Here is a 25,491-nt window from a genome sequence, read left to right as displayed (position 1 = left end):
CGCGCGCGGGCAATAGCGGTGCACGGTCTAACGGTTGTGTGCTCGTCGACCGTGCACCGGCCGCGTGCGAGATCGATCGACAAAGGTGCGCTCGTTCTCGGCGATTCCCGAGCCGGGCGCGTACCTGACCGGCACGGGGCCGTTCAGGATCCCACCCGCTGGTGCGTCACCTGTAACCGCACCGTCGCGGCTCGCCCCACGGTGGTAGTGTGGCCGGGTGCTCATCGAGGTCGACAGACTGTAGCCGCCTGTTCGAAGGCGGCGATTCAGGGTCGCGTGTTCATCGAATCCGATGAACAGAATTTGCGTGGACATGTTCGCGTGAAATCACTGTCCGCCTGATGCCCGTCGCTCGAGACTTCGAATTCATCGCGCGGTATTCACCTGCGGCCTTCATCCTTGGAAAACACCACGGTGATAGTTGCTGCCCGCCGCCGCGCATGTAGCCCGCATTCACGGGCTTCCCCGCAAGCTTCCGCCACGGGCACAAGGAGATTCACCCATGCCGACATCCACGTATTCGCCGATCGCGCTGCACGACCTGTCCTTCGAGTGGCCCGACGGCGCCGTTGCTCTCTCGCAGCTCAACGGCGTATTCGGGACCGGGCGAACGGGCCTGGTCGGTCGTAACGGCGCAGGCAAGTCGACGCTGCTGCGGTTGATCGCAGGAACCCTGACACCCACCTCGGGTCGCGTCGAGGTCGCGGGCGAGGTCGGTTACCTACCTCAGACATTGCCCCTCGGGCGCCACACCACTCTGGCGGAGTTGCTCGGCATCGCCGGCACGCTCACGGCACTTCGCGCGATCGAAGCCGGAGACACCGACGAACGGCATTTCGAGGCGGTCGGTGACGACTGGGATATCGAAGCCCGCGCTGATGAGGCTCTGGGCGAAATCGGTTTCACCGCAGCCGATCTCGACCGCCGCACCGGAGAAATCTCTGGCGGGCAGGCCGTGCTCGCCGCCATCACCGGGCTGCGGATCCGCCGCACCCCGATCACCCTGCTCGACGAGCCGACCAACAATCTGGACCGGGCCACCCGCGCACAGCTGACCGCGTTCGTCGATACTTGGCCAGGCGTCCTCGTCGTCGTCAGCCATGACATCGAACTGCTCGAACACATGGACAGCACCGCCGCACTGCACTCGGCGGCACTGGAAGTGTTCGGCGGCCCCTACAGCGCCTGGAAACAACAGTTCGACCAGCAGCAGGCCGCGGCCGTGCAAGCGGCCCGCACCGCCGAACAAGCGCTCGCGACCGAGCGACGGCAACGGATCGAGGCAGAAACCAAACTCGCGCGCCGTGCGCGCACGGCGAGAGCAACGCAGCAGCACGGCGGCATCCCGCGCATTGTGGCCGGCAACCGCGCCAGCAAGGCTCAGGCCTCCGCGGGTGCGATGCGAACCGGCCTCGACGCGAAAGTCCGCACCGCCCAACAGCTTCTCGCCGACGCCGAGTCCCGCGTACGCCGCGAGGAACACATCCACCTCGATCTGCCCGATCCCGATGTGCCACGCGGTCGGCGCATCGCGGAACTGCGGGACGGAGACCACGCACTCGTCATCCAGGGCCCGGAACGGGTCGCGCTCGTCGGGCCCAACGGCGCCGGAAAGTCGACACTCATCGAGAATCTACTCGGCACCGGGACGTGCACGCCGAGACACGTGCGGGGCACGCTGTTCACCGACCGCGTCGGATATCTGCCGCAACGCCTGGACGGGCTCGCCGAGGACGTCGGCGCGGTCGACAACGTCCGCGCGGTCGCCACCAGTTCCCCGCCCTCCACCATCCGCAATCAGCTGGCCCGGCTGCTGCTGCGCGGCGACAGCGTGGACCGGCCCGTGTCGACGCTCTCGGGCGGTGAACGCTTCCGTGTCTGCCTGGCGCGGCTGCTGCTCGCCGACCCGCCCGCCCAGTTGCTGATTCTCGACGAGCCCACCAATAACCTCGACATCGCCAGCGTCGAGCAACTCATCGAGGCACTCGTCGACTACCGGGGCGCGATCCTGGTCATCAGCCACGACCACGCGTTCCTGCGGCGAATCGGAATCGACACCATCGTCGAACTCGGTGCGGACGGCCACCTGCGGCAGTACGGCACCCTCGAGGATCTCGGCCACTGAGGAATCGGGCAGGGCGCCGCCGGGAAACTACGTCAAGGCCAGCGTCAGGTGACGGATGTGTTTCGGGTGCGCTCTGGCCGACAGTTGAGTAGCACAACCTCCACCATGCTTGCGCGAAAGGCGAAACCGTATGGTCGAAATCCGACGTGGCCGCACTTGGCGGCGCATTGCCCGGGCGGTCACCGCAATCGCGGCCGGTGTTGCCGCCGGCAGCCTCGCCGTCGCTTGCACCGCGAGCATCACTACGCACCCCGGCCGCCCGACCGAGGACGCGCCGAGGCCGACGATCGTTCTTGGTTCACGGCGCGTCCGCCGATAGATCGAGCTCGCGCGACGTACTCGAGACGGTGCGTAAAGATCGGTACCCCCTCGTCGCAGCCTCTGACGTCGTCGAACAAGCAGTCCGTACTACCCCCTGACCCGAATTCCCCACCATCACAGGAGAGAACAATCGTGGATCTGAAACTGGAAGTCGTCGTCCTGCCCGTCGCCAACGTCCTGCGCGCCAAGGCGTTCTACGCCGAACAGCTCGAATTCCGCCTCGACGCCGAGTTCGTGGGGGACGACGGATACCACGTCGTCCAGGTCACCCCTCCCGGCTCGGAATGCTCGATCATCTTCGGCACCGGCGTCACGGTCGCCGCCCCTGGGACGCTGGACGGCCTGCACCTGATCGTCACCGACATCGAGAAAGCCGTCGCCGAGCTGGCCGGACGCGGTGTCGAGGTCGATGGACCGTTCCATGACACCAGCGGCGTCTTCCATCACGCCGGAACCGCCGAACGCGTCGCGGGCCCGGACCCGAGGCGTGCCAGCTACGGCTCCTTCGCTGCTTTCCAGGATCCGGACGGCAACAGCTGGTACCTGCAGGAAGTCACCGAGCGGGCTCCCGGGCGCTGAACCACCACCGAAAGCACACCCCATGTCCGACAAGAACTCTCAGACCTACGACGTTGTGGTCATCGGGGCCGGACCGGTCGGCGAGAACGTCGCCGACCGCACCAGCGCCGCCGGACTGCGCACCATCATCGTCGAATCCGAGCTGATCGGCGGCGAATGCTCGTACTGGGCCTGCGAACCAAGCAAAGCTCTGCTGCGCCCGGTGCTGCTGCACGCCGAAGCCGCACGATTTCCCGGCGTGGACAGTGCGGTCACCGGACCGCTCGATGCCCACGCAGTCCTGAAACACCGCGACCGCATGTCCGCCGACTGGAACGACAGCGGGCAGGTCGAATGGCTCGAATCCGCAGGTATCGCGCTGATCCGCGGGTACGGCCGACTCGCCGGGACGCGTCAGGTGACGGTCGAGACCCCTGACGGCGAGACGGTACGACTGACCGCACGGCACGCGGTAGCTGTGTGCACCGGCACGTCGGCGGCCCTCCCGCCACTGCCTGGACTCGACAGCGTGCGCCCTTGGACCAGCCGCGAAGCCACCAGCGCCCAAAAAGTGCCACAGCGGCTCGCCATCCTCGGCGCCGGTGTCGTAGCCACCGAAATGGCGACTGCCTGGCAGGCGCTGGGGTCCCAGGTGACGCTCATCGCCCGCGAGCCCCGGTTGCTCACCCGAGTCGAGTCCTTCGCCGCGGAACTGGTCGAGAGGCAACTACGGAAAGTCGGCGTCGATCTGCGATTCGACACCACCATCACCTCGGCCGACCGCGCGGGCGGGCCGGACGACGGCATCCATCTCACGCTCGGCGACGGCAGCCGGATCGTCGCTGACGAACTGCTGCTCGCGACCGGACGCGCGCCCCGCACCGAGGACGTCGGGCTCGATACCGTCGGTTTGACACCCGGGGAGTGGCTCACCACCGATGACACCTTCACCGTCACCGCGGTCGAAGGCGACTGGTTGTACGCCGTGGGCGACGTCAACCGCCGGGCCCTGCTCACTCATCAGGGCAAATACCAGGCACGGATCGCCGGCGCCGTTATCGCCGACCGAGCACGCGGGCTGGACCTCGACACCGGGCCGTGGGGACGGCACGCGGGTACCGCCGACCTCGTCGCGGTACCGCAGGTCATCTTCACCGACCCGGAAATCGCTGCCGTCGGCCTCACCACCGACGACGCCGCCCGCACCGGGCGGGCCGTCGACGTCGTCGACTACGACATCGGATCGGTCGCCGGGGCGATCCAGCACGACCCGTCGTATCAGGGCCGGGCACGCCTGCTCATCGACCCCGAGCGGCGCGTCGTCGTCGGGGCCACCTTCGCCGGGGCCGGAGTCGCCGAACTCCTGCATTCGGCCACCATCGCCATCACCGGCGAGATTCCCCTCGAACGGCTCTGGCACGCCGTGCCCTCCTTCCCCACCATCAGCGAAATCTGGCTTCGGCTGCTGGAAACCTATCGCGACGACCAGTACCCGCGCATAAACGCCGCGACTACAACCTACTGAAGCTCGACCGGCGCGTGCACGGCATCCACGTGCGCGCGCCGCAGGTCGGATTCGGGTTCGATGCCCGAGCGCAGCAGTAGTTGCGCAGAATCTATGGTCCCGGCGATCAGTGCGACTACGACCTCATATGTCGTTGTAGCACAATGTAATTCGCAGTCGGGTGGTGCTGCACGCCGGTGCGGCGGTGGCCCTCGAGGACGACTCGGCGAACCACATGCGTGACGAGCTTGTTTGGTTGGGCCGGCTCACGGCGGGCGCGAGGTAGGGGTCGGCCGCACTCTGCCGGAGACCATCGACGAGATCGAGGTTCACCGAAACGAATCTCTCTTCCGACCGTGCCCGCGGGGTCGTCTCGGAACGGGACTGATCGGGCTCTATGCCGGGCGGAGGGCGGCGACCAGACTCGGCAGGTCCTGGTGAGCGGGAAGCCCATGTCCAGGGACGAGGATCCGCGCCTGTTCGATGGCGAGCGAACGCGCACTGGCGAGGGTGCCGGATTCGTTGTGGTTGAACACTCTCGGCAGCAATTGTGGCCCGGTCTCGCGCAGCAGCGGGTGCCCGGTGACCAACGCATCGCCAGAGAACAGCACCCCTTCCGACGGCATGAAGTACGCGGTGTGACCGTCGGTGTGGCCCGGTGTCGGTAACGCCACGAAACCACCGGGCAGTGACGCGAGTGCCGACTCTTCTCCCACTGTGGCCGAGGGGATGCTGGTGCTGATATGTCCGACGACCGCGTGCAGCGTTTGTGTCACCCACCGGGCGCCGCGGTAGGTCGTCAATTGCTGAATCATCTGCATCGGGGTGATCTGCTGCAGATACTCGCGTCTGGCGTGACGAACCTCTTCCGCACCGGTATAGACAGGCATACCGACCTGCTCGACGAGGGTGGGGATCGCGCCGACGTGGTCGAGGTGCGCATGGGTCAGCAACACCGCGGCGATATCGGAGACCGCGTGACCGATTCGACGCACGGACGCCAGCACCGCCTCGGTGTCCCTCGGATAGCCGGCGTCGATCACCGTGACGCCGGAGCCGTCGCTGACCAGCGCCCAGTTGACATTCGTGCCGGCCACCACATACACCGAATCGGAAACCTGATTGATGTTCACATGCGTGTCCTTCCTCGATGACGAGTAGTTCCGCCGACTTCGGCGGCCCGGTTGCCGACAGCCCGGTCATCCAGCCACCGCGGGTGATATCGGGCGGCCCACGCGCGCTCGACGTAGCCCGTGCGCATGCCACGCCGCGCTTCCGGGTCCTGGTATGCCTTACCGATATGCCCGGCCAGGACAATCGAGATCGCCCACGCCAGGGCGTCGTGGACGAAGATCGCGCTGGTGCGGGAAAGGAACGGGAGCAAGCCCGTGATCCACATCAGCACGCCGGTGCACATCATCACCAGCACCGCACCGACGAACCAGCTCGCATACAGCTTCTGTCCCGCATTGAACTTCCCGGCCGGGCGCGAGCGTGTGCCGATGGCGCGCAGCCATTGCCAATCGTAGGCCGCAAAGCGGTTCAGCATCCGCAAGTCGGCGCGGAGGGCAGGTGAGAGCAGCCCGAGTAAGAGCGGTGCGGGCAGCAGAATTCCCGACCACACGTGCACGGCGACCATCAGGTGACGGCGGCCGACCAGTTGGGCCAGCGGCGCCAGGTAGAGGCAGGCGGCGGTCGTCAGACACAGCAGCATCAGTATCCCGGTCACCCGGTGCGTCATGCGTTCGGCGCGCGTGAACCGAGGCATCCCGCCATGGCGGTCACGTCGGTCCATCGGTCCGGTCCGCATCATCGAGCCAGCCGTCGACCGCATAACCGCGCTTTTCCCAGTAGCCGGGAATGACCCTGTCGGTGACCGATACGCCGGACAGCCACTTGGCCGACTTGTAGAAATACATGGGGGCCACATACAACCGAACGGGCCCACCGTGCTCATGGGTGATCGGCTCGTCCTGCATGCGCAGAGCCACGAGCACATCCGAACGCCGTGCCTGGCCGAGCGTGAGGCTCTCACTGTAGGCGCCATCGAAACATGTGAAGCGCAGAGCCTTCGCGCCGTTCACGACACCGGCCTCCGCGAGCAGGTCGGTCAATCTCACACCTTCGAACGGTGTCTTGTTCACCCGCCACCCGTCGGTGCACAGCACGTCGTGAACGATCCTCGTCTGCGGTATGGCGCGCAGATCGGCAAGCGTGTACGTCTTCGGGTGATCGACGAGTCCGTCGATGGTGAGTTCGTAGTCGGTCTCGTTCTTACGCGGGACCGATCCGACAATGCTGTAGTACCGGAATCCGGTCGGGCTGGGTAGCAGACCGGTGAGCCCGGTCGGGTCGTTCTGGGATGCCTTGGCGAGCGCTCCTTCCCAGCCGCGTTGCAGATAGGGCGCCGCGGCGAAGCCTGCTGCCCCGATGCCGAGCATTCCTAGCACGGTGCGCCGTCCGATCGGGGTGCCCTCCGGTCTTTTCTCCCTGTTCATCACGTCACACGCATCCGATGCGGTGGTCGTCAGAAATGGTCGACATCGATGATCGCCTGGGTGAATGGGTGCGGGGCTTCCTGCGGGACATTGTGTCCGATGCCGTTGAGGATCCGGTGTTCGTATTTGCCGGTGAACATGCCGCGGTAGGCGTTTCCGTCCTGGGCCGCGCCGTCGAAATCGCTGCTGATGGTGATGGCGGGCACGGAGATTGCCGGTCCAGTGGCGAGTTGCTGTTCGTAGGCGTCGTAGTGCGGCTCGCCGGGCGCCAGGCTCAGCCGCCAGCGGTAATTGGAGATGACGATGTCGACGTGGTCGGGATTGTCGAAGGCGGCGGCGCTGCGGTCGTAGGTGGCGTCGTCGAAGTTCCACTGTGGGGAGGCACGCCGCCAGATCAGTTTGTTGAAGTCGTGGCGGTTGCGCGTGTAGCCGAGACGGCCGCGTTCGGTGGCGAAGTAGTACTGATACCACCAGCCGAGTTCGGCCTCCGGCGGCAGCGGTTGCTGTTGCGCCGCTCGCTGGGTGACCAGGTATCCGCTCACCGAGACAATCGCTGTGCAGCGTTGCGGCCACAGTGCGGCGATGATGTCGACCGTCCGCGCGCCCCAGTCGTATCCGCCGAGGATGGCCTCGTCGATGTGCAGGGCGTCCATGAAGTCGACGATGTCGCGCGCGAACGCCGATTGCTGGCCGTTGCGGACGGTCTGAGCAGACAGAAAGGTGGTCGGGCCGTAGCCGCGCAGGAACGGAACGATCACTCGGTAGCCGGCGGCGGCCAGCAGTGGTCCGACGTCGGCGTAGCTATAGGCGTCATAGGGCCAGCCGTGTAGCAGGAGGACGGGTTGGCCTGTGCTGGGACCGAATTCGGCGTATCCGACGTCGAGTACACCGGCGTCGATGTGTTTGATCGGGCCGAGTGTGGTGTTGGCACCCGACCCTGCCCGCAGATCCGAACCCGGCGTCGTGGTCGCGGGTGCGGTGGTGGAGTCCGAGGAACACGCACCCAGCGACGCCACGGCCACCCCCGCGGCGCCCGCTGCGACTGCTCCCCCGAATAGTCGTCTGCTGATGTTCATGTGCGTCCTCCTGCGAAAATGTCGTCCAAGGGGCGATGGGCGGCGAGTCCGAGCACCTGGTTCGTGACGTCGCCGACCCTGCGCACCGACGCTAGGCGGCGCGCAGCGATCGCCGCGACCGTCGGATGACGTAATCACCGTCGGTCGGACGTACGTCACCCACTGGCGGGTCACCAGCAGCGACGACTGCCGATCTCAGGACGGACACGCCGTCTCGAACACCCGCGGGACCTCGGGTTCACGCCGGCGTGTCGTCCGCGGTCGGTAGTAGCGCCGCGAGATCGGTGCGCGAGCTGACGCCGAGTTTGGGGAAGATGCGGTGCAGGTGGGTGCTGACGGTCCGGTGCGACAGGTACAGCCGCTGTCCGATTTCGCGGTTGGTCAGGCCCTGAGCCGCCAGCTGCGCAATGCTCAACTCGTGCGGGGTGAGCCGCTCGCTCGCGTCCGGGCTGGGGTTCGGGCTCGATTCGCCGGCGCTGCGCAGTTCCAGACGCGCCCGTTCGCTCCAAGCGGCGAAACCGAGTGCGTCGAAAGTCTCTCTGGCCGTACGCAAATGGGTCCGTGATTCGACGACCCGGCGCTGCCGTCGCAGCCATTCGCCATAGGCGAGGTGCAAGCGGGCGCGTTCGGCCGGCCACCCGGTCAGGTCTGCCTCCAGCGCGCTGAGGAACTGCGCGTCGGCCGCCTCCGTGGCGAGGACGGCCTGCGCGTAGCGCAATCCGATGTGCAGGGCGGGCGAGGGGGTGGACGCTGCCGCTGGTGCCAGTCCGCGCAGCAGATCCCGCATGGCGTCCGTCTGCCCGGCCCGGACCGCGGCCTCGGCGAGTTCGGCGAGAAAATATGCGCGCAGGGCAGGGGCATAGGACGGATCACGAGGGTCGTGGATCCGGCTCAGATCGGCGAAGGCGTCCTCGAAACGGCCCTCGCCGAAGGCCGTGAGCCCGCGCGTGAGCTGAACAGTGGCGAGCACGGGTCGTGCGCCGGAGGCGAGCCCGATCCGTTCGGCGTCCGCCGTCAGGCCCGCGGCCCGCGGGTAATCCCCGTGCAGCGCCGCGATCTCGGCCTGTACTGCCTTGGCCAGCCCGTGCATGAACGGCTGGCCGGTTTCGCGGGCGAAGGCCGCGGCCTCGGCCGCGACCGGCGCCGCCACGGCGAGATCCCCGAGCCGGGCCAGGTTCCAGGCCTGGACCGCGAGTGCGCGGGGAAGCAACCCGAGCTGTCCGGCGGCGCGTAGCCCGGGTGCGGCGGCGGCGGAGAAGTGGGCGGCGAGGTCGAAGGCGCCTACCTGCAGTGACGCGCTGCCCAGGAAGCGGGCGGCCTCGGGGTCGCGCCCGCTGGTCGACGCCAGTGCCCGGAGGTGGCCGAGGACGTGGTCACCGCGTTCGAACGGTGCCACATACGCGGCGACCGCGACCAGACGGGGGTCATCGTCGGGAATGGGCAGTGCGTCGGCGACGGCGAGCAGCGCGCGGCGGGTGTCGGCTCCGGGCTCGATCCAGAAGCACCGCATGGCCGCACCCCACAGTATCCGCATCGCCGCATCGGCATACCCGTCGGCGGCAACAGATGCCGCCAGCGCGGCCAATTCGCCTATGTGCGAGGGATCCTCGCGCACTCCGTCCTCGAATCCGCTGAGCAACCAGGCTGCGGTGGCATCGTGCCGGGGCGTCAACGGAAGCGTGCGCGCGGTCTCTATCAGTCGTTCGGCGGTGTCGCGACGGCCGGAATCGACGGCCAGTTCGGCCGCCCGTAGTAGGCGGTCCGCTCGGCGGCCCTGGCCTTCGCTGAGGGCGGCGGCTCGTTCCAGCGCCGCGATCGCGCCCGCATGGTGTCGTGCCCGTTCGGCGGCGCCTTCCAGCTCGAGGGCCACTTGCTCGTCGGGTCCGAGGGCGGCCGCCGCGTGGTGCCATACGCGCCGATCCGGGCGCTTGCCGAGGGCGTCGGCGAGCGCGAGGTGGGCGCGCCGGCGTTCGTCACCTGTCGCCGTTGCCGTGGTTGCCGACCGCATCAGCGGATGCCGGAAGGTCACGGTGCCAGGACCGAGTGTGATCAGCCGGGCCTCGACCGCGGGTGCGAGGATTTCGGGCTCGACCGTGCTGCCGAGGAGAATGCCTGTGGCGGTGAGTGTTTCGGCGATCGAGTCGCTGTCGTTGAGCGCGGCGACGAGTAGCGCGGACCGGATACGCGAAGGAAGCGCCGCGCCGCGGGCAGTGAAGGTGCGTTCGAGCCGTTCGGTGAGCGGCAGCGTGCCGGTGAGTTCGTCGAAGTCACCCACCGCTGCCGGTAGCTCGGTCAGCGCCAACGGATTGCCCTGGGCTTCGGCGAGCAGGCGATCACGGATCGGCGCGGGAAGCTGTGGTGCCGTGAGGTCCAGTAGTGCCGCGGCGTGGTCGTCGGACAACCGCTCGAGGCGCATGAGGCTCAGCCCCGTGTCGGCGAACGGTGCGGTGATGTCATCGCGGAGGGTGGTGATCAGGGTGATGGGCTCGGTGTCGATGCGGCGGGCAAGGAAGGCGAGGACTTCGATGCTGGCTTGATCGAGCCAGTGCACGTCTTCGGCGACTATCAGCAGCGGCCGGTCGTCCGCTGCGTCGGACAGCAGCGTCAATGCGGCGAGCCCGACCAGATAGGCGCTCGGATCATCGCTGGTGTCCGCAAGCCCCAATGCGGTCGACAGCGCATCGTACTGGCGTGCCGGCAAACCATCGAGCCCCTGCCGCAGCGGGTACAGCAGGCGCTGCAGCCCGGCGTATGCATAGTTTTGTTCGGCTTCGACACCGGCGGTCCGCAGTACCCGTAGCCCCGCGATGGCCGCGGCGGCGACCGCCTCGTCCACCAGCGCCGACTTCCCGATGCCAGGTTGCCCCTGGATCAGAATTCCGCTGCGGTCCCGGGGGCCGTCGACGAGTGCACCCAGATCCTTCAGCTCGGCATCTCGCCCGAACAACAGCATGGTGTGGACTCCTCCTTCGGGTCTCTTGCAGATACCAGGCCCCGATGTGACCCTACCCAAACCGGCGGGACCCGCAGTCGAGGCGACTGAGGTACCGACCTGGCTTCGGTAACGCCGGTGACATGCTGCTCGGGGTCATCGCTGCCCTGGCCACACGGCGACGATCGGTGGCATCGCCTACCGAATCCATCCATATCGCCACATTGCCAGTGCCGCATGAGGTGCGCCGGCAGTGATCAACGGCACGGAGCGTCGGCAATGTCCTATCCTGATCATCAGCGGCAGTTCCTCGGCGAGGAGTTGCGCGCGCGGCGGTGGGGCCCGCCGTACCCGAACCGCGGCTGACGACGCCGCCAACGGTCCCTGCTTGTGATGACACGCGCCCGCACCGGGTGCTGCACGAGTAGGAGCCGCCCATGCCGATACCAGCTTCCGATAGCGAACAGCCCGACATCGATCCAGATGTGTTCGATCCCGCGCAACGTCGCGGTCAACTCGCCGAGCAGGCTCCGATCGTGGCTGTGATCGCGATCGGCGGGGCGCTGGGTGCGTGCGCCCGATACGGGGCAGGGTTGCTGTGGCCCACCGCTGCCGGGACGTTCCCGGTAACCACGCTGAGCGTCAATATCACCGGCTGCGCGATCATGGGCGTGTTCATGGTCTTGGTCACCGAGGTCTGGACCGCGCGCCGGTTGCTGCGGCCTTTCGTCGGCACCGGGATCCTCGGCGGCTACACCACCTTCTCCACCTATGCCGCCGACATCACCCATCTCGTCGGCACCGGCCACGCCGTCACCGGCCTCACGCTGCTGGTTACCACACCGGTCACGGCGCTGGCCGCGACCTGGAGCGCCGCTTCGCTCACCCACCGCATCATTACCGGGAGGACAGGATGACCAGCCTCAACGGGGCCGCGTTGCGGCTGACCGTGTTCATCGGCGAAAGCGACACGTGGCACCACAAACCACTGTTCACCGAGATCGTGCACCGCGCCCACCGGGCCGGCCTGGCCGGTGCCAGCGTTTTCCGTGGCATCGAAGGTTACGGCGCCTCCTCCCACATCCACACCACGCGACTGCTGTCTCTCAGTGAGGATCTACCAGTTGCGATCGTGATCGTCGACGCCGCCGACCGCATCCGCGCCTTTCTCCCGCAACTGGACGAACTCGTCAGCGAGGGACTGGCGATCCTCGACGAGGTCGATGTCATCCGATACGTCGGCCGCCCGGCTGGAGCGACGAAGTGACCTGGCTCCTGGTCATCTCCGGTGCCGCGATCGGCGCACCACTGAGATATCTGACCGATCGATTCATCCAAGCCAGGCACGACACCTTGTATCCCTGGGGCACCTTCGCCGTCAACGTCAGCGGCAGCCTTGTGCTCGGTGCCCTTACCGGCGCCGCCACCGCTGGTGTCGCCGACTCCTCCCTCCAGTTGCTCATCGGCACCGGATTCTGTGGCGCGCTGACAACCTACTCGACGTTTTCCTACGAAACCCTGCGGCTGGCCCAAACCGGCGCCCGCTTCTATGCGATGGCCAACGTGATCGCCAGTGTCAGTATCGGACTGGGTGCGTCCTTCGCCGGTTCGGCACTCGCGCAAGCGATCTGGTCCTGACACGCGCCGGCTGGAAGGCCATCGCGCGGCGTTTTCCGATCCGCCTGCCAGCGGCGCTCAGCGCCCACAGACGTTTGGCGACACGATGGTGCTGGACCAATGCGCATCGCGGGCGGTCTATTGCATCGGTCGATACGGGTGAACTCCAACCGATCTTGTGACTCGTCCAGTGAATCAGAACCCTCGGTAGCCTCACCCCGTGTGAGGGACTGCACTGTGCTGCTATCTTGCCTGAATTCAACTGAGCTATGGAGGCGCGATGGCCCTCAGTCGCAAATCAGACGTGAATCCGCCAGCACGGGATGGGGTGCCGCCGGGGACTTCCGCGCACGCGGGGCAGAAAGATCCCGCGGGCGCCGAATCCGGGCAGCCGGTACGGACCCTCCACAAGGGCGGGTTCCGGCAACGGCACCTGACGATGATCGCTCTCGGCGGAATCATCGGCGCCAGTCTGTTCGTCGGCAGCGGATCGGTCATTCACACCGCCGGTCCGGCGGCGGTACTGTCCTATGCTCTCGGCGGGGTGCTCGTCATCTTCGTCATGCGCATGCTCGGTGAGATGGCCACCGCCAAGCCCACTCTCGGTTCGTTCATGGAGTATGCGCGAGAGGCGCTCGGCGAACGCGCCGGCTTCGTCGTCGGGTGGTTGTACTGGTATTTCTGGGTTGGTGTGGTTGCCTTCGAAGCCGTCGTCGGTGGCAAACTCCTCGGCGGATGGTTCCACGCACCGGATTGGGTGTTCGCGCTGGTGCTCATGTTCATCCTGACGGCCACCAACTTGCTGTCGGCGCGCTCGTTCGGAGAGACCGAGTTCTGGCTCGCCTCGATCAAGGTTGCCACCATCATCGTATTCCTTTCCGTCGGTGCGCTTGTCGTCCTGGGACTCTGGCCGGGCTCGCAGCTGTCGGTGGCCGATATCGGTCGATACGGCTTCGTCGTCAACGGTGGATTCTCGATCCTGCAGGGTGTCGTGGTGGTGATCTTCTCCTACTTCGGCGCCGAGATCGTCACGATGGCGGCCGCCGAATCGGAGCACCCGGCCAAAGCGGTGGCCAAGGCCACCAACACCGTGCTGTGGCGGATCCTCATCTTCTATGTCGGATCCGTGGCGCTGTTGCTGATGATCACTCCCTGGACCGAGATTCCCAGCAACTCCAGCCCGTTCGCGGCGGCTTTCGACAAGTTCGGCCTTCCCGCGGCCGAGCAGATCATGAATATCGTCGTACTCACCGCGGCACTGTCGGTTCTCAACTCCGGCCTCTACACCGCCTCCCGGATGTTGTTCGCCCTCGCCAACCGCGGATGGGCACCGAACTGGACCAAAGACTGCAACTCGCGCGGGGTTCCCTGGAAGGCGATCCTGCTCAGCACGATCGTGGGCTATGTGGCGGTCGCCATGAACTACGTCTCACCAGATCGGGTGTTCTCGTTCATCATGAACTCCGCCGGGGCGGTCGCCCTGTTCGTCTATGTCATCATCGCCCTTTCCCAGTTGAGCCTGCGCTCGCGCATGACCGACGACGAGAGAACCATGCTGGGCCTGAAGATGTGGCTGCACCCGTGGCTCGGCATCGTCACCGTCGTCGGCATCGTCGTCATCATCTTCTCGATGAGCCTGATCGAGGCCACCAGGCCGCAGCTGTGGCTGAGCCTGGTCAGCCTAGGGGTGCTCCTGGTGGCCTATTCGGTCGCGCAGTGGGTGCGCCGGCGCGCACGAACCTCACCGTTGCGCTCCTGACGGCTTCGAGGACCGTACCCCCGCTGCCGCTGGCAGAGTTGCTCGCGGTCGGGCCGGGTCTCGCGCCGATCACCGTCGCCACGGACCTGGTCATGTCCGAATCTGCTGCAGCCGGGGAGGCTTTCGCCGTCCCCGCCACGCAATCGCCTATATCACCGCAACATCTACAATTCGGCTGCTGCGCGACACGCCCTCGAGAGGCGGTGGGGGTTCAGCCGAGCAGGTGCGGCGGCGTTTGAGTCGGACGCACCTTGTACACGAAGTTTCGCCTCCGCTCGTGATACGGCTCACCCGCGGTGAAGAAATTGCGGCGCATTTGGGCCAGCTCCGCGCTGCGGTAAGCGGCCAATGGTTTGGCCGCCTCGTCGGCGGCTCGGCGTTGTTTCTTCGTCACCAGGCGGTTCGCCAGATTCGGACTGCCGGCCAGTTCTGCCGCCGCCCGCCGTATCGAGACCCAGAAGGTCTCGGCGCTGCCGGGCAGGACGCGATCCACCAGCCCGAGCGCCGCGGCGTCTCGGGCGCCGAGCGGAAGGGCCTCTCGCGTCAGCCGTTCGGCCTCGGTCGCGCCGACACGCTGCGGCAGGGTGTAGGTCCAATACTCCGAGCCGTGCAGGCCCATCAGTCGGTAGTGCGGGTTCAGCACGACCGACTCCCGGCACCAGACCTCATCAGCGGCTAGCGCGAACATCACGCCGCCGGCCGCCGCATTTCCCGCCAAGGCCGAGATCACGAACTTGTCCGTGGTGGTGAGCACGGCCTCTACCAGGTCGTTCATTGCGTTGATGTTGAGCCAGGACTCTTCGGCGGGATCCTCGGCCGCCTCGATCACGTTCAGATGGATGCCGTTTGAAAAGAAGTCTCGGGCGGGGCCGAGCACGAGTACATCGACCGGCCGGGTAGCCGCCTGCTGGAAGGCCGCCAGCAGGTTGCGGCATTGGCGAGTACTCATCGCGCCGCCCGGAAAGGAGAACTCGAGGTAGCCGACGGTGCCCTCTTCCCGGTAGCGCAACTCGGACCAGGTCTCTCGGATGGCAGCCGAGGAAGGCGTGACGGGTACCTCCGGGATCGATGCGGGCAGGTCGAGCCCGAGCGCATCCGTCGCGGGCTGCTTGAACGTCGGCGGGCCGCCCGATACCCGACGGGGACGTAGCTGTGGCACCCACACCGCGCCATCGACGGTTGCCCGGCAGATCGCGCCGTCGCGGACGGCGATCACGGTGCCGGGGACACCCCGCAGTTGATCTTCGCCATGGCCGCCGTGCAGGTAGTATTCCCGCCCGTACAGCTCGTCCAGGACGCCCGGTTGAGAATCGGCGGCGCGCAACTTGCGCAGCACGACAGCTGTGTCGTCAGTGGACCAGTCGATCCGGCGGATCTGCTGATCGTGATAGGGCCGCAGTTGTCCCAGGACGTCCGGTCGGTGGTAGTCCAGCGGCTCGGGCTCGAATCCGTCCTCGTCGAATCGATCGACCGCGAGCAGCACGGCCTGCACCGCGGCGTCGGCGACCTCGTTGCGGTACAGCTCGCTTTTGCCGCAAGGTGCGACGGTGAACGACACCGAGGCCCAGATGGGTCCGGCATCCATCTCTTCCGCGGCCTGGAGCACTGTGACGCCCCACTCGGGTTCGCCCTCGTGGATGGCCCAGTCGAGGGATGAGGGGCCGCGGTCGCCCTTAGGTCCCGGATGCACGATCAGCACGGTGTGCGCGGACCAGATGTCTATCGGGATCGCCGTGGTGAGCATGGGCGCGAGGATCAGTTCCGGTCGAAAGGCCGCCACTCGCGCGCGCAGCAGGTCGTCGCCGAGGGCCAGTTCGATGCCGATGTGGTGGTCGCGCGCGCGTAGTGCGGTGTAGACGCGCTGAGTGAGACTGTTGAAGGCATTGGCGACCAGGAGAATGCGCACCATAGCCCCCTTTCATCCAATCTGAAACGATGATGCCTCGTGAAGATATCCGTACAGAGGTGAATCCGCACTTCGACGCGATCGTCGCACTTCGAGCCGACTGGGCTGGACCAGGCGGGTTGTCTCGCAGACCTTCGAGCGACCGGTAGGTATGTTGTCGTGGCGTAGTTCATCGATCCGAAATCGGGGCTGTCCCGCAGTGCTACATCATGACACTTCCCGCGGGAATCCATCCTATTCATGAGCAGTCGGCAGCATGCAGGCAAACGGATTCAGAAATTCCGGGAGCAGTTTGTTCACCAGGTCGAGCTTCTCCATCGGAGGTGCGCGCAGTGGTTACGGCAAGGCTCTGCCGGTAGCTGGTGGGGTCGACGTCGGCGATGAGCATGGGATCGGGGGCGGCGGATAGTTCGGTGGCGCCGGTGGCGTTCCAGCAGCGGCGCAGCGAACAAACGGCGAATGCGGCGATGGCGTGGTCAGCGCTATCGTCGGCGCGATTCGGCGCCTCGATGAGCCGTCACCCGGATTGTCGGAAATCCCTGAAATATCCGCATATCCGGACTTGCTCCCGTTGTTTCATGATGGTGAGCCATGTTGATTCACCCCGTCCTCATGTATCTTCACTCGGGTGCACGGGATGTCACGATGCCCGCCTTACGAAACCGTTCCCAACCATCCAGGTGTTCCTTATACCATTTCTCTGCGTACGACGAATATTTACCGCTCGCGGGGCGGCGATGTTGGAATGCTTCCGCGATCTTCTCTCTTGCGTCATCGCGTGAAATTTCTCCCCGCCAGTGTTGGTCACAAATATCTCGCAATTTGCCCGATGCGCGGATCGCGGCAGTAATTCCACGTGCATGGGCTTCCAGTGCGGCTTCGTCCACCGAGAGAGTGGCTTCTCCTTCCCCGAGGGCGCGATGCCGCTTTGCTATTTCATGCCACTGCAAAAATTCGTCCTCCATCTCCGGAAAAGGAATATCATCGGGGTACGATGCGTGACCGAATTCATGCGACAGGCTCCTCATCACCTCTTCGACATCGCCTTTGTACTTGCCGTCTATAGTGATCCGCTTTTGAGATTCGACGCTAGCAGAACCTCTCCCTTTCGGACCATATCGGATTGTCCACTCGTCCTCGAGTAGCGCTCTCGCCTTTGCCATGGTTTTCGGTGTTGCGGCAAGTCGAATATCGACATCCCGACCCAGTCCTGTGACAACAAGTTCTCCGGCCGGTTCTTGTACGGCACGCATCAGAGCACTCAGGTCGTCGAACTCGTCGAACTCGTCGAATGAGTCTCGGTTACGTATGTCTTGTGCCCCAAAAGTATGAGCCGAACTGTCTGCGGTAGAGCCGACTCCGCGGACTTTGCGCGACAGGGCAGTGCTCGCCTTCTTGATAGCCGCGCTCAATTGATTCCGAGCAGCGGACACTGCCTCTATCAATTGTCTGCTGATGGACAAAGTCGTGCCACCTCACCGCAGCGAAAGATTCGGCCGCGGCGCACGTTCAACAGGTCTTCGGCGCACTTGTGGGCCTTCATCAACCAGCCACAGATGGAGTCGTGAGCGAGACTCGGCGGCCACGGAGCCCTCCTGCCGAAGGCGTGCCGGCGGCGGCCCGCTCCGTGGTACGCGTCTGCAGTAGTTCCAAGAAACCGTGATTCGGCTTCCAGTCGTCGTTGTCACGCGCCCACCAATTCTCCGCGCCCGGTCGCATGCGCTTGCACACGGGAGAAGCTTACATATGAGGATCAATCCTGTGAACGAAAGCGATTGCCAACCCGCCGACTCGTCACTTATCTGGATCATGGCCCGACCCATTGAAGGTCACAATATGCTTGCTATAGCCAAAGTGGCTGTCTACCAGCGTGTTCGATTGTCTGCAGCATCCGAGAAGGGGTCCCTGCCGCCGCAGTACTTGCGCTGTATCGGCGCGTACACCGGCCGCCTACTCCCGCGCACACCCTCTGCCTGTCGCTTCTGGTGGGGTAGCGCGTCCACATGTCGTCGCCGTTGTAGGCCATACCAGCCCCTCCCACCTCACGACAGGCAGGACTCGGCGAAGCTTTCCATCATCTCGTAGGGCAGGTCGTAGGAGCCGACGTGCTGCAGCAGGATCCGTGTCGCACCCGCGTCGGTGGCGCGGGCTATTCCCGCCCGCACCTCGTCAGCAGTACCGAAGAGGCAGAATTCGCGTGCGTATTTCACTGCATCGCGGTCGCTGATCCATTCCCCGCATCGGTCTACGGCTGCATTCCAGTCCTCCGCGTGAATGAGGTCGGGATAGACCCCCTCGATGCGTTCAGGAACCTGAATGTCGATGTCGGCGATCTTCAGCGAGCGTGCGCCACCACGCTGCGCGATACCCGCGATAATCGGTTTGAGTGATCGCGCGTCCTTCTCGATGTCATCGGTGATCCGACAGAACGCCGATGCGGTGATCGGAATCGGAGCGCGTCCTGCGGCGCGCGCACCCTCGGTGACCAGGTTGACGCTGTCGGTCAATGCCGGAGTCGACACACCGCTGAGTACGATTGCGCCATCCGCTTCCGTCCCGGCGAACCTGAGGTTCTTCGGTCCGCTCGCCGCTACCACCACGGGAAAGCTCGTCGGCTCGCGCAGCCGTCCGCTCACCTCTCCGAAGTTGTATGTCTCTCCCCCGCTCAAGGCACGGATCATCGCTATGCCCTGCCGCAATTCCCGCTGCGAACTGGCGCGCAATCCGATCGGTTCCACCGAGCTGTCTCCGGTTCCGAGGCCCAGGGAAAAGCGCCCGGGCGCCTGTTCGGCAACGGTTCGCGCTGCCGACGCGACGACACTCGGATGCCTGGTCACCACGTTGGTGACGGCGGTGCCGACGCTGATCTCGCTGGTGGATGCGATGCACGCGCCCGCGACCATGAACGCATCGCGCCAGAGCAATTGCGAATCGGGAATCCAAATCTGGGCGAAACCGAGGTCCTCCGCGACGCGTGCCGCCTCGGCCATCGCCGGCACGGGAAGGCAAGCGGGCAGCCGTACGCCGACCTCGGTCCTGATCGTCATGCTCGTTCCTCGCGTGTGGGTCCGGTGGTGATCAAGACTGTCGTCCAGCGCGGAGCTGTGCCACAACCTGCGCGGTTCACTCAGAGGACCCGAACAGTGCACGCGACCTGAACCGTCCTGCGCTCGCTGCCGGCTCGACAGTCGAGACATCGCCGGCTCAGAGGTCAGGATTCGAACGCAGTAGGCGGCGTCGAACTCCCTCGGATGAGCCGTAGGCGGGGAAGCGGTCACTGTCGTTCCAACGCACGGCAGGTGATAGTCCGGGCGGAAGGCAAGGCGTTCGCGAGTAGCTCGGCATCCGACGTGGCATTCTCCCGGACTGAGAGGAGATCCGGGAGAATGCCTCCTCCAGTTTCGAGTTGCGATGCGGATCGAGCCTCGTGAAATAATTGCGAAAGCTCTTGACGATGTCAATCTGCAATGGCGTGAGATGTTGCCTACAATAGGCGTCCGATAGATTTATACTTTAACCGAGGCTTCGCCTTTGATATGTCGTGATCGTTTTGTAGGAAATCGGGTTGCGCGCGCCGCAGAGGCGGTTCCATCTACTTGCCAATCTTCGGGTGAATCTGTTGCTGTTGATCCGAATTTCATGCACAGCGGTGCCGGTGCGTGACCGCAGGCGTTATTTCGGCAGACACGGCCGGCCGGCTAGGCATCTGTGTACCGATGTCGGTTCGAGCCCTCGGGCGCGGCGCGCGGCGGTCGGGCGCACGCCGGAGGACGGGCGCGATGCCTACAGCGAGACGTCGGTAGCGGTGACTGTCATGCGGATCCCGGTCGTGGTCGAGGTGTCGAGCGGAGGTGGCACCTCCAAAATATATGCAAAGATAGTTGCATATATTTCTGTGTATGCAAATAGATTTGGCACGATCTAGGTGATCGGAACGCCCTAGCGGGAGCGCTCCCGGTTGGGCGCGACGCCGTCGGCGGAGGGGGCGCAGACCTTTGACGAACTGGCCCGCGACACCGAGATCGCGACACGACTAGCTGTCGCAGTCACAGCGAGAACTGGGCCAGCGGATGGTGAAATTGCTGGGATACATTGTATTCGAGTTGATTTCGAGGATAGTCATCGCGGTCGGCGTGAACGACGCGCGATAATCTGGTGCGCTGGAATCGCGTGGTTTCGGTGAACTCCCTCGCCGTCGCCGGCTGAATTCACTCGCGCACGGAGGTCGTGGCCTCGTTGCTCGAGAACCAGGAGCTGTAGAACGAACCCGTCGAAACCGCGGCGGGTCGCGCGCAGGCCTGCGCGGCGCTGGTGGGCCAACGGGTTTCGGCTCAGGGGGCCGATGGGGCTGCCGCCGGCGCTCGGCGCGCTCTGCTGGATTGCGTGGTGATGGGCTCGGCTATATGGCTCTGGACCGGCACCCAGAGCTACCGTCCGGCCCGAACGGGTGCGGTCACAGTCACACCATATTGGCTGCTGCGACAACGCCGATCGCTCCCCAGTAACGCTCGAATATGCCGGCGAATTCCTGGCTGCACGGCGGAAAGCGGCAACCGCCGACAGTGATGTCTCCCCCGGGATAGGTGTTCCGCGCAGGTGTCGATGGTTTCACGCGGTGGCAGTGAACTCCTGAACGACCTTCGCCAGCGAAGCGGAATCCTGCAGCATCGGCAGATGCCCGGTGGCCAGCTCACGACGGAATCCGGTGCCGAGTTCGGCCGCATACCGATATTGCGTCGCGGCGGACAACTGTCGGTCCGCCGTGGTCACGACATACCCGCTGCCCACCGGGAACGTTCTCCTGGACACCTTGTCCCGATACAGGTGCTGAGATTCCGGCTCGAACTCCGCGACAATGCGATCGGTGTCGCCTTCGTCGAGGCCGGCGCACAGCGCCGAGCGGATCGCTCGCTCGGGAGGACGAGTTCCCGCGACACGCATGACAAGGCCGACCGCAATACGCTGCGGCGCAGGTGATGCCGCAAGGAACGACGTTCCGGCAGCGGGGAACGACGCGGCGACCCCGAGCAGCCCGGCAACGCGCTCAGGTGCCTTCGCCATGATCTGACTTGCCACGACACCACCGATCGAATGGGCCACGATCGTGAACGAACCATCCGGAGCCTGCGCCAACACGGAGGACACATAGTCATCGAGACTTGCGTCGACGCGCTTCGGATACGCCGCCACAACCGACTCCACAGGCAGGTCCGCTCGGACCGCGTCCCAGATCCAGGCGGGAAGACCTGCTCCACTGAGGAACAGGATCGGCGTCGAGTGCAGATCCGGGTTCATGTCGTTCTCCTTGCGGGTTCAGGATGCGCTCGCAACAGTAGGCGAGGGGTCCGACAGCATCAGTCCGAACACTCCGCACAACTCCTACGCCCGGTGACCACCCGACCAAAAGTTCGTCGATCCAAGTCGATCAATCAGTCGGAATCGATACGATTCCTCCAGCGCGGAATGGCTCAGAAGTGCTGCGCTGCAGTGGATTCACCAGGTGACATCGCGAACTCGGTGGTCAGGAGTTTGTCTCCGCCGGTGTCCGAACGGCAATCTCGCCACCCAGTTCATATCCAGCAGAGAGCCGCAGTCGGTCTCCGCTCCAGAATCGTCCGGGGTCATACCAGTTGGGACTCCGGTGCTGCGGCAGCAGTCCCATCGCCTCATAGGTCACAGCCACGATCTCCGCGCAATACGCGCTTTCCAACTCTCGGGCGGCTGCCCGGCGCGGCTTGTGGCGCGGGAGGCGCGCCCGGCCGCGTAGCCAGCGCCCGGCGAGACCGGCGGTGGATGGGAACGGAGTTCCGTCGAGCCGGGCGATGGTGCGCAGTAGACTGTCGTCCATTTCGCGAGTGACCGGCTGGTTCAATTGTCGCAACCAAGCCTGCTGACCATAGCGGTGGGCCCACACCAACACGGCATCGCGCAGATTGTGCAACTGGACGCCACGGTGCGCGACTCCCGACCACATATCGGGGAGTGACCGGCCGAGTTCCGCATGCCAGATCAACGCAGGCAGATCATCGATCACGACCGACATCCCGACATGGTTCACCGGACTGTTCGTCGTCATCCGGATCGCCCGGTCGACCACCGAATGACCACGGAAAAGCCAAATGTCGCCGGTTCTGGTGAGTTCCAGCGCTCGATCCAGACTGATGCCCGTACCCGTCATGGCCGTAGCCTATGCGGTATGAGGTGGTGGAAGGCAGTGGGATTGGCGGGCGCGGCCGGTGTGGTCGCCACCGGTGTGGTCATTGTGCGCGCCGAGCGGCGCCGCCGTGCGTACACCCCGGACCAGGTCCGCGAACAACTGCACGTCCGATACGCCCAAGCGACGTCGGCCCCGGCAGCCGACGAAACCGCCGCTCCGGCACTGCGGGACGTCTTCGGTGTGCGCGGGCGCATCCGACGTTTGTTTCGGCGGCGCTGACCACTCGCGGTGGGCCTACGCGCTCAGCCGCTTGCGAAGTTCATGGCGCGCCAGCGAATTCTTGTGGGTCTCGTCGGGGCCGTCGGCGAACCGGAGCGACCTGATGTTGGCGTACGACGCCGCCAGCGGGAAGTCCTGCGAGAGGCCGCCCGCACCGTGGACCTGGATCGCCTTGTCGAGGATCCACTCGACAGTGCGCGGCGTCGCGATCTTGATCGCCTGAATCTCGGTGTGGGCGCCCTTGTTACCGACCGTGTCCATCAACCAGGCGGTCTTGAGCACAAGTAGCCGGAGCTGTTCGATGCGCACCCGTGACTCCGCGATCCAGTCGCGGATCACGCCCTGCTGAGCCAGCGGCTTGCCGAAGGCGACGCGCTGATTGGCCCGGTCGCACATCAGCTCCACCGCCCGCTCGGCCAGGCCGATCGAGCGCATACAGTGGTGAATGCGGCCGGGGCCGAGCCGGGCCTGTGCGATGGCGAAACCGTCGCCCTCTCCACCGATGAGATTCTCGACCGGGACGCGGACATCGTGAAACACGATCTCCGCGTGGCCACCGTGCTCGCGGTCGTCGTAGCCGAAGACCTGCATACCGCGCTTGAACTCGATGCCCGGCGTGTCCCTCGGGACAATGATCTGGCTCTGCTGGCGATGACGGTCCGCCTCCGGATCGGTCTTGCCCATCACGATCAGGATCTGCGCGTCAGGGTTCATGGCGCCGGTCGTCCACCATTTGCGCCCGTTGATCACGTAGCTGTCGCCGTCGCGCAGGATGCGAGTCGAAATGTTGGTCGCGTCCGACGAAGCCACGTCGGGCTCGGTCATGGCGAACCCCGACCGGATCTGCCCTGCCAGCAGCGGCTCCAGCCACCGTTGCTTCTGTTCGGGAGTGCCGAACATCTCCAGCACCTCGATGTTGCCGGTGTCGGGCGCCGCGCAGTTCATCGCTGGTGGAGCCAACTGAAGACTCCGTCCGCTGATCTCGGCGAGCGGCGCGTACTGGAGGTTGGTGAGACCGGCGCCGGACTGCCCGGGCAGGAACAGGTTCCAGAGCCCGCGCGAGCGCGCCTCGGCGCGCAGCCGGGCGATCACGGGGGTGCGTGTCCAAGCCCAGCGGTCCTCGAGCTGGTCCATCTCCGCGGCGAAGGTCTCCTCCGCCGGATGAACCTCCTCGTTCATGAACTCGAGCACCCTCGCGATGAGGTCCTTGGTCGTGCGGTCGTAGTCGAAGTGCATGTCAGTCGTCCTCCCGAAGTGTGCTGAGTCCGGCCTCGAGCAGCGGCTCGACCATAGCGCCGACCTTGTCGACACCCGGACCGGTGACCTGGCCGTTGAGGTAGCGCTGGTGGATGCCCGCGATGATGCCCGCCAGCTTGAACGACGCAAGTCCGAGGTAGAACCCGAACCGGTTCAAATCGCGTGCCGAGGACCGTTGGTAACGCTCGACGATCTCTTGTTCGGTGAGGAATCCTGGCGCCGACGATGCGGTGGGCACCACCATGCCCTCGGCGATTCTCGCAGTGCGCTGGTAGACGACGAGCAGTGCCAGGTCGGTGATCGTGTCGCCGCAGCTCGCCATTTCCCAGTCGATGACTGCGAGGGTGCGGTCGTCCGGTGCCACGAGCACGTTGTCGAGGCGGTAGTCGCCGTGCACGATTCCCGGCAGATTGTCCGCGGGCACCCGCTCTTCCAGCTGCCGGTGCACGGTGCGGGCCAGTGCGATCGCCGGGGTCTCGGACGCCTCGAGCTGCGCTGCCCAGCGGCGGACCTGCCGAGCGAGAAAGCCCTGGGGACGCCCGAGCGTGTCGAGTCCGACGGCCTGCACATCCACCGAGTGCACGAGGGCGAGGGTGTCCACCAGACTCTCCGAGATCGCGCGGGTGCGGGTGGGGCGCAGGGGCGCCAAGTCGGAGGCATCGCGGTAGGTCGTACCGACTACGTGCTCCATGACGTAGAACGGAGCGCCGAGTATCGCAGGGTCGGCACAGAGCCCGAATACCCGCGGCACCGGCACATCCGTGTCGGCGAGCGCCGCGAGCACTCGGTGCTCCCTGGCGACATCGTGGGCGGTCGCGAGTACCTCGCCCACTGGCGGGCGGCGGAGCACCCAGGAGTCGGTGCCGTCGGTGACCAGGTAGGTGAGATTCGACCGGCCTCCGGTCAGCGCTCGCGCGGTGAGTTCGCCGGATCGACCAGCGGGCAGCGTCCGGTCCAGCCAGCCGGACAGTCGGCCCAGGTCCAAGCCGGGCAGGTCGGCGGGACGCTCCGTCGGTAGCGAGTTCTGACCGATGTCACTCATCCTTCGTCCCGTGCGTAGCGCACCAGCACCTCGGCCACACAGGCCGGCCGGTCGCCGTTCTCGATCTCGATCGTCATCGCGATGCGGGCGTGGCGGGCGGCGCCCTTCGACTCGACGTCCAGCAACTCGCCACGGCCGCGCAGCTTGGCCTGGGACGGCACCGGGGCGGGGAACCGCACCCGATTGACACCGTAGTTGACTACATTGGTCGCGCCGTCCACGTGCAGCAACTCCTCCAGGAAGTGCGAGGCGTAGGACAGCGTCAGGTAGCCGTGCGCGATGGTGCGGCCGAACGGCCCCTGGGCGGCGCGGTCGGGGTCGACGTGGATCCACTGTGCGTCACGGGTGATGCGCGCGAACGAGTCGATATCGGACTGGGAGACCTCGATCCAGTCCGTGGCGCCGAGTGGTACGCCGTTCTGATCGTCCAGCTCGTCGAAGCTCAGTTGCAGCATGATTC

General features: G+C 65.6%; 21 protein-coding genes. 8 read left to right on the top strand and 13 right to left on the bottom strand.

What is annotated here, in order from left to right; translation table 11 throughout:
• Window positions 1–502 precede the first annotated feature (502 nt).
• The 3 genes from AB0B25_RS15880 (at window position 503) to AB0B25_RS15870 (ending at window position 4,529) form a co-directional block, all read left to right on the top strand.
• A complete protein-coding gene (locus tag AB0B25_RS15880; protein ID WP_357179288.1) occupies window positions 503–2,125 on the top strand; it encodes an ATP-binding cassette domain-containing protein in 1,623 nt (540 codons plus the stop codon).
• A 453-nt stretch (window positions 2,126–2,578) separates the two neighbouring features.
• Entirely contained in the window at window positions 2,579–3,025 is a 447-nt protein-coding gene (locus AB0B25_RS15875; protein ID WP_357179285.1) for a VOC family protein, read from the top strand.
• A gap of 22 nt (window positions 3,026–3,047) precedes the next feature.
• Window positions 3,048–4,529: an NAD(P)/FAD-dependent oxidoreductase gene (locus AB0B25_RS15870; protein WP_357179283.1), complete on the top strand. Its 1,482-nt coding sequence runs from the start codon at window positions 3,048–3,050 to the stop codon at window positions 4,527–4,529.
• A gap of 374 nt (window positions 4,530–4,903) precedes the next feature.
• On the opposite strand, the gene AB0B25_RS15865 is transcribed toward AB0B25_RS15870, so the two are convergent.
• The 5 genes from AB0B25_RS15865 to AB0B25_RS15845 all read right to left on the bottom strand — a co-directional run bounded on the left by AB0B25_RS15865 (window position 4,904) and on the right by AB0B25_RS15845 (window position 11,035).
• Window positions 4,904–5,641 carry an MBL fold metallo-hydrolase gene (locus AB0B25_RS15865; RefSeq protein WP_357179280.1) on the bottom strand — a complete coding sequence of 246 codons (738 nt, stop codon included), beginning with the start codon at window positions 5,639–5,641 and terminating at the stop codon, window positions 4,904–4,906.
• Window positions 5,638–6,276 carry a cytochrome b/b6 domain-containing protein gene (locus AB0B25_RS15860; protein ID WP_357179277.1) on the bottom strand — a complete coding sequence of 213 codons (639 nt, stop codon included), beginning with the start codon at window positions 6,274–6,276 and terminating at the stop codon, window positions 5,638–5,640. The genes AB0B25_RS15865 and AB0B25_RS15860 overlap by 4 nt, the downstream gene beginning before the upstream one ends.
• Window positions 6,277–6,289: 13 nt before the next feature.
• Window positions 6,290–7,006: a molybdopterin-dependent oxidoreductase gene (locus AB0B25_RS15855; protein ID WP_357179274.1), complete on the bottom strand. Its 717-nt coding sequence runs from the start codon at window positions 7,004–7,006 to the stop codon at window positions 6,290–6,292.
• Between the two features lie 29 nt (window positions 7,007–7,035).
• Window positions 7,036–8,082 carry an alpha/beta hydrolase gene (locus tag AB0B25_RS15850; protein ID WP_357179271.1) on the bottom strand — a complete coding sequence of 349 codons (1,047 nt, stop codon included), beginning with the start codon at window positions 8,080–8,082 and terminating at the stop codon, window positions 7,036–7,038.
• A gap of 238 nt (window positions 8,083–8,320) precedes the next feature.
• Entirely contained in the window at window positions 8,321–11,035 is a 2,715-nt protein-coding gene (locus AB0B25_RS15845; RefSeq protein WP_357179268.1) for an AAA family ATPase, read from the bottom strand.
• A 416-nt stretch (window positions 11,036–11,451) separates the two neighbouring features.
• On the opposite strand from AB0B25_RS15845, the gene AB0B25_RS15840 reads away from it, so the two are divergent.
• From AB0B25_RS15840 to AB0B25_RS15825, 4 genes are all read left to right on the top strand, one after another.
• Entirely contained in the window at window positions 11,452–11,931 is a 480-nt protein-coding gene (locus AB0B25_RS15840) for a CrcB family protein (protein ID WP_357179265.1), read from the top strand.
• Window positions 11,928–12,281 (top strand): DUF190 domain-containing protein, encoded by a 354-nt coding sequence (locus AB0B25_RS15835; RefSeq protein ID WP_357179262.1) that lies wholly within the window; start codon window positions 11,928–11,930, stop codon window positions 12,279–12,281. Before AB0B25_RS15840 ends, AB0B25_RS15835 begins: the two co-directional genes overlap by 4 nt.
• The gene (crcB, locus tag AB0B25_RS15830) at window positions 12,278–12,652 is read left to right on the top strand and encodes a fluoride efflux transporter CrcB (protein WP_357179260.1); all 375 of its coding nucleotides are present in this window, start codon (window positions 12,278–12,280) and stop codon (window positions 12,650–12,652) included. Before AB0B25_RS15835 ends, crcB begins: the two co-directional genes overlap by 4 nt.
• Before the next feature lie 259 nt (window positions 12,653–12,911).
• Window positions 12,912–14,390 carry an amino acid permease gene (locus AB0B25_RS15825; RefSeq protein ID WP_357179258.1) on the top strand — a complete coding sequence of 493 codons (1,479 nt, stop codon included), beginning with the start codon at window positions 12,912–12,914 and terminating at the stop codon, window positions 14,388–14,390.
• A 211-nt stretch (window positions 14,391–14,601) separates the two neighbouring features.
• On the opposite strand, the gene AB0B25_RS15820 is transcribed toward AB0B25_RS15825, so the two are convergent.
• The 5 genes from AB0B25_RS15820 to AB0B25_RS15800 form a co-directional block, all read right to left on the bottom strand.
• Window positions 14,602–16,299: an enoyl-CoA hydratase-related protein gene (locus AB0B25_RS15820; RefSeq protein WP_357179255.1), complete on the bottom strand. Its 1,698-nt coding sequence runs from the start codon at window positions 16,297–16,299 to the stop codon at window positions 14,602–14,604.
• A 617-nt stretch (window positions 16,300–16,916) separates the two neighbouring features.
• Entirely contained in the window at window positions 16,917–17,759 is an 843-nt protein-coding gene (locus tag AB0B25_RS15815) for a hypothetical protein (RefSeq protein ID WP_357179253.1), read from the bottom strand.
• A gap of 579 nt (window positions 17,760–18,338) precedes the next feature.
• Window positions 18,339–19,343 (bottom strand): LLM class flavin-dependent oxidoreductase, encoded by a 1,005-nt coding sequence (locus AB0B25_RS15810; RefSeq protein WP_357179250.1) that lies wholly within the window; start codon window positions 19,341–19,343, stop codon window positions 18,339–18,341.
• 1,561 nt (window positions 19,344–20,904) lie between these two features.
• Window positions 20,905–21,591, bottom strand: a complete 687-nt coding sequence (locus AB0B25_RS15805) for an alpha/beta hydrolase (RefSeq protein WP_357179247.1) — start codon at window positions 21,589–21,591, stop codon at window positions 20,905–20,907.
• 226 nt (window positions 21,592–21,817) lie between these two features.
• Window positions 21,818–22,474 carry a hypothetical protein gene (locus AB0B25_RS15800; protein WP_357179245.1) on the bottom strand — a complete coding sequence of 219 codons (657 nt, stop codon included), beginning with the start codon at window positions 22,472–22,474 and terminating at the stop codon, window positions 21,818–21,820.
• A gap of 18 nt (window positions 22,475–22,492) precedes the next feature.
• On the opposite strand from AB0B25_RS15800, the gene AB0B25_RS15795 reads away from it, so the two are divergent.
• Window positions 22,493–22,732 (top strand): hypothetical protein, encoded by a 240-nt coding sequence (locus AB0B25_RS15795; protein ID WP_357179242.1) that lies wholly within the window; start codon window positions 22,493–22,495, stop codon window positions 22,730–22,732.
• A 15-nt stretch (window positions 22,733–22,747) separates the two neighbouring features.
• On the opposite strand, the gene AB0B25_RS15790 is transcribed toward AB0B25_RS15795, so the two are convergent.
• From AB0B25_RS15790 to AB0B25_RS15780, 3 genes are read right to left on the bottom strand one after another with little or no spacing between them, the layout of a single operon-like run.
• On the bottom strand, window positions 22,748–23,968 hold the full coding sequence (locus AB0B25_RS15790) for an acyl-CoA dehydrogenase family protein (protein WP_357179239.1): 1,221 nt from the start codon (window positions 23,966–23,968) through the stop codon (window positions 22,748–22,750).
• A gap of 1 nt (window position 23,969) precedes the next feature.
• Window positions 23,970–25,031 carry a phosphotransferase family protein gene (locus tag AB0B25_RS15785; RefSeq protein WP_357179237.1) on the bottom strand — a complete coding sequence of 354 codons (1,062 nt, stop codon included), beginning with the start codon at window positions 25,029–25,031 and terminating at the stop codon, window positions 23,970–23,972.
• Window positions 25,028–25,486, bottom strand: a complete 459-nt coding sequence (locus AB0B25_RS15780; RefSeq protein WP_357179234.1) for a MaoC family dehydratase — start codon at window positions 25,484–25,486, stop codon at window positions 25,028–25,030. Before AB0B25_RS15780 ends, AB0B25_RS15785 begins: the two co-directional genes overlap by 4 nt.
• Between the last annotated feature and the right edge of the window lie 5 nt (window positions 25,487–25,491).

It is taken from the genome of Nocardia sp. NPDC049190, from assembly GCF_040648115.1.
Lineage (GTDB): Bacteria > Actinomycetota > Actinomycetes > Mycobacteriales > Mycobacteriaceae > Nocardia.
The sequence above is the reverse complement of the archived record's forward strand: the minus strand, read 5'-3'. Positions and strand labels throughout refer to the sequence as shown.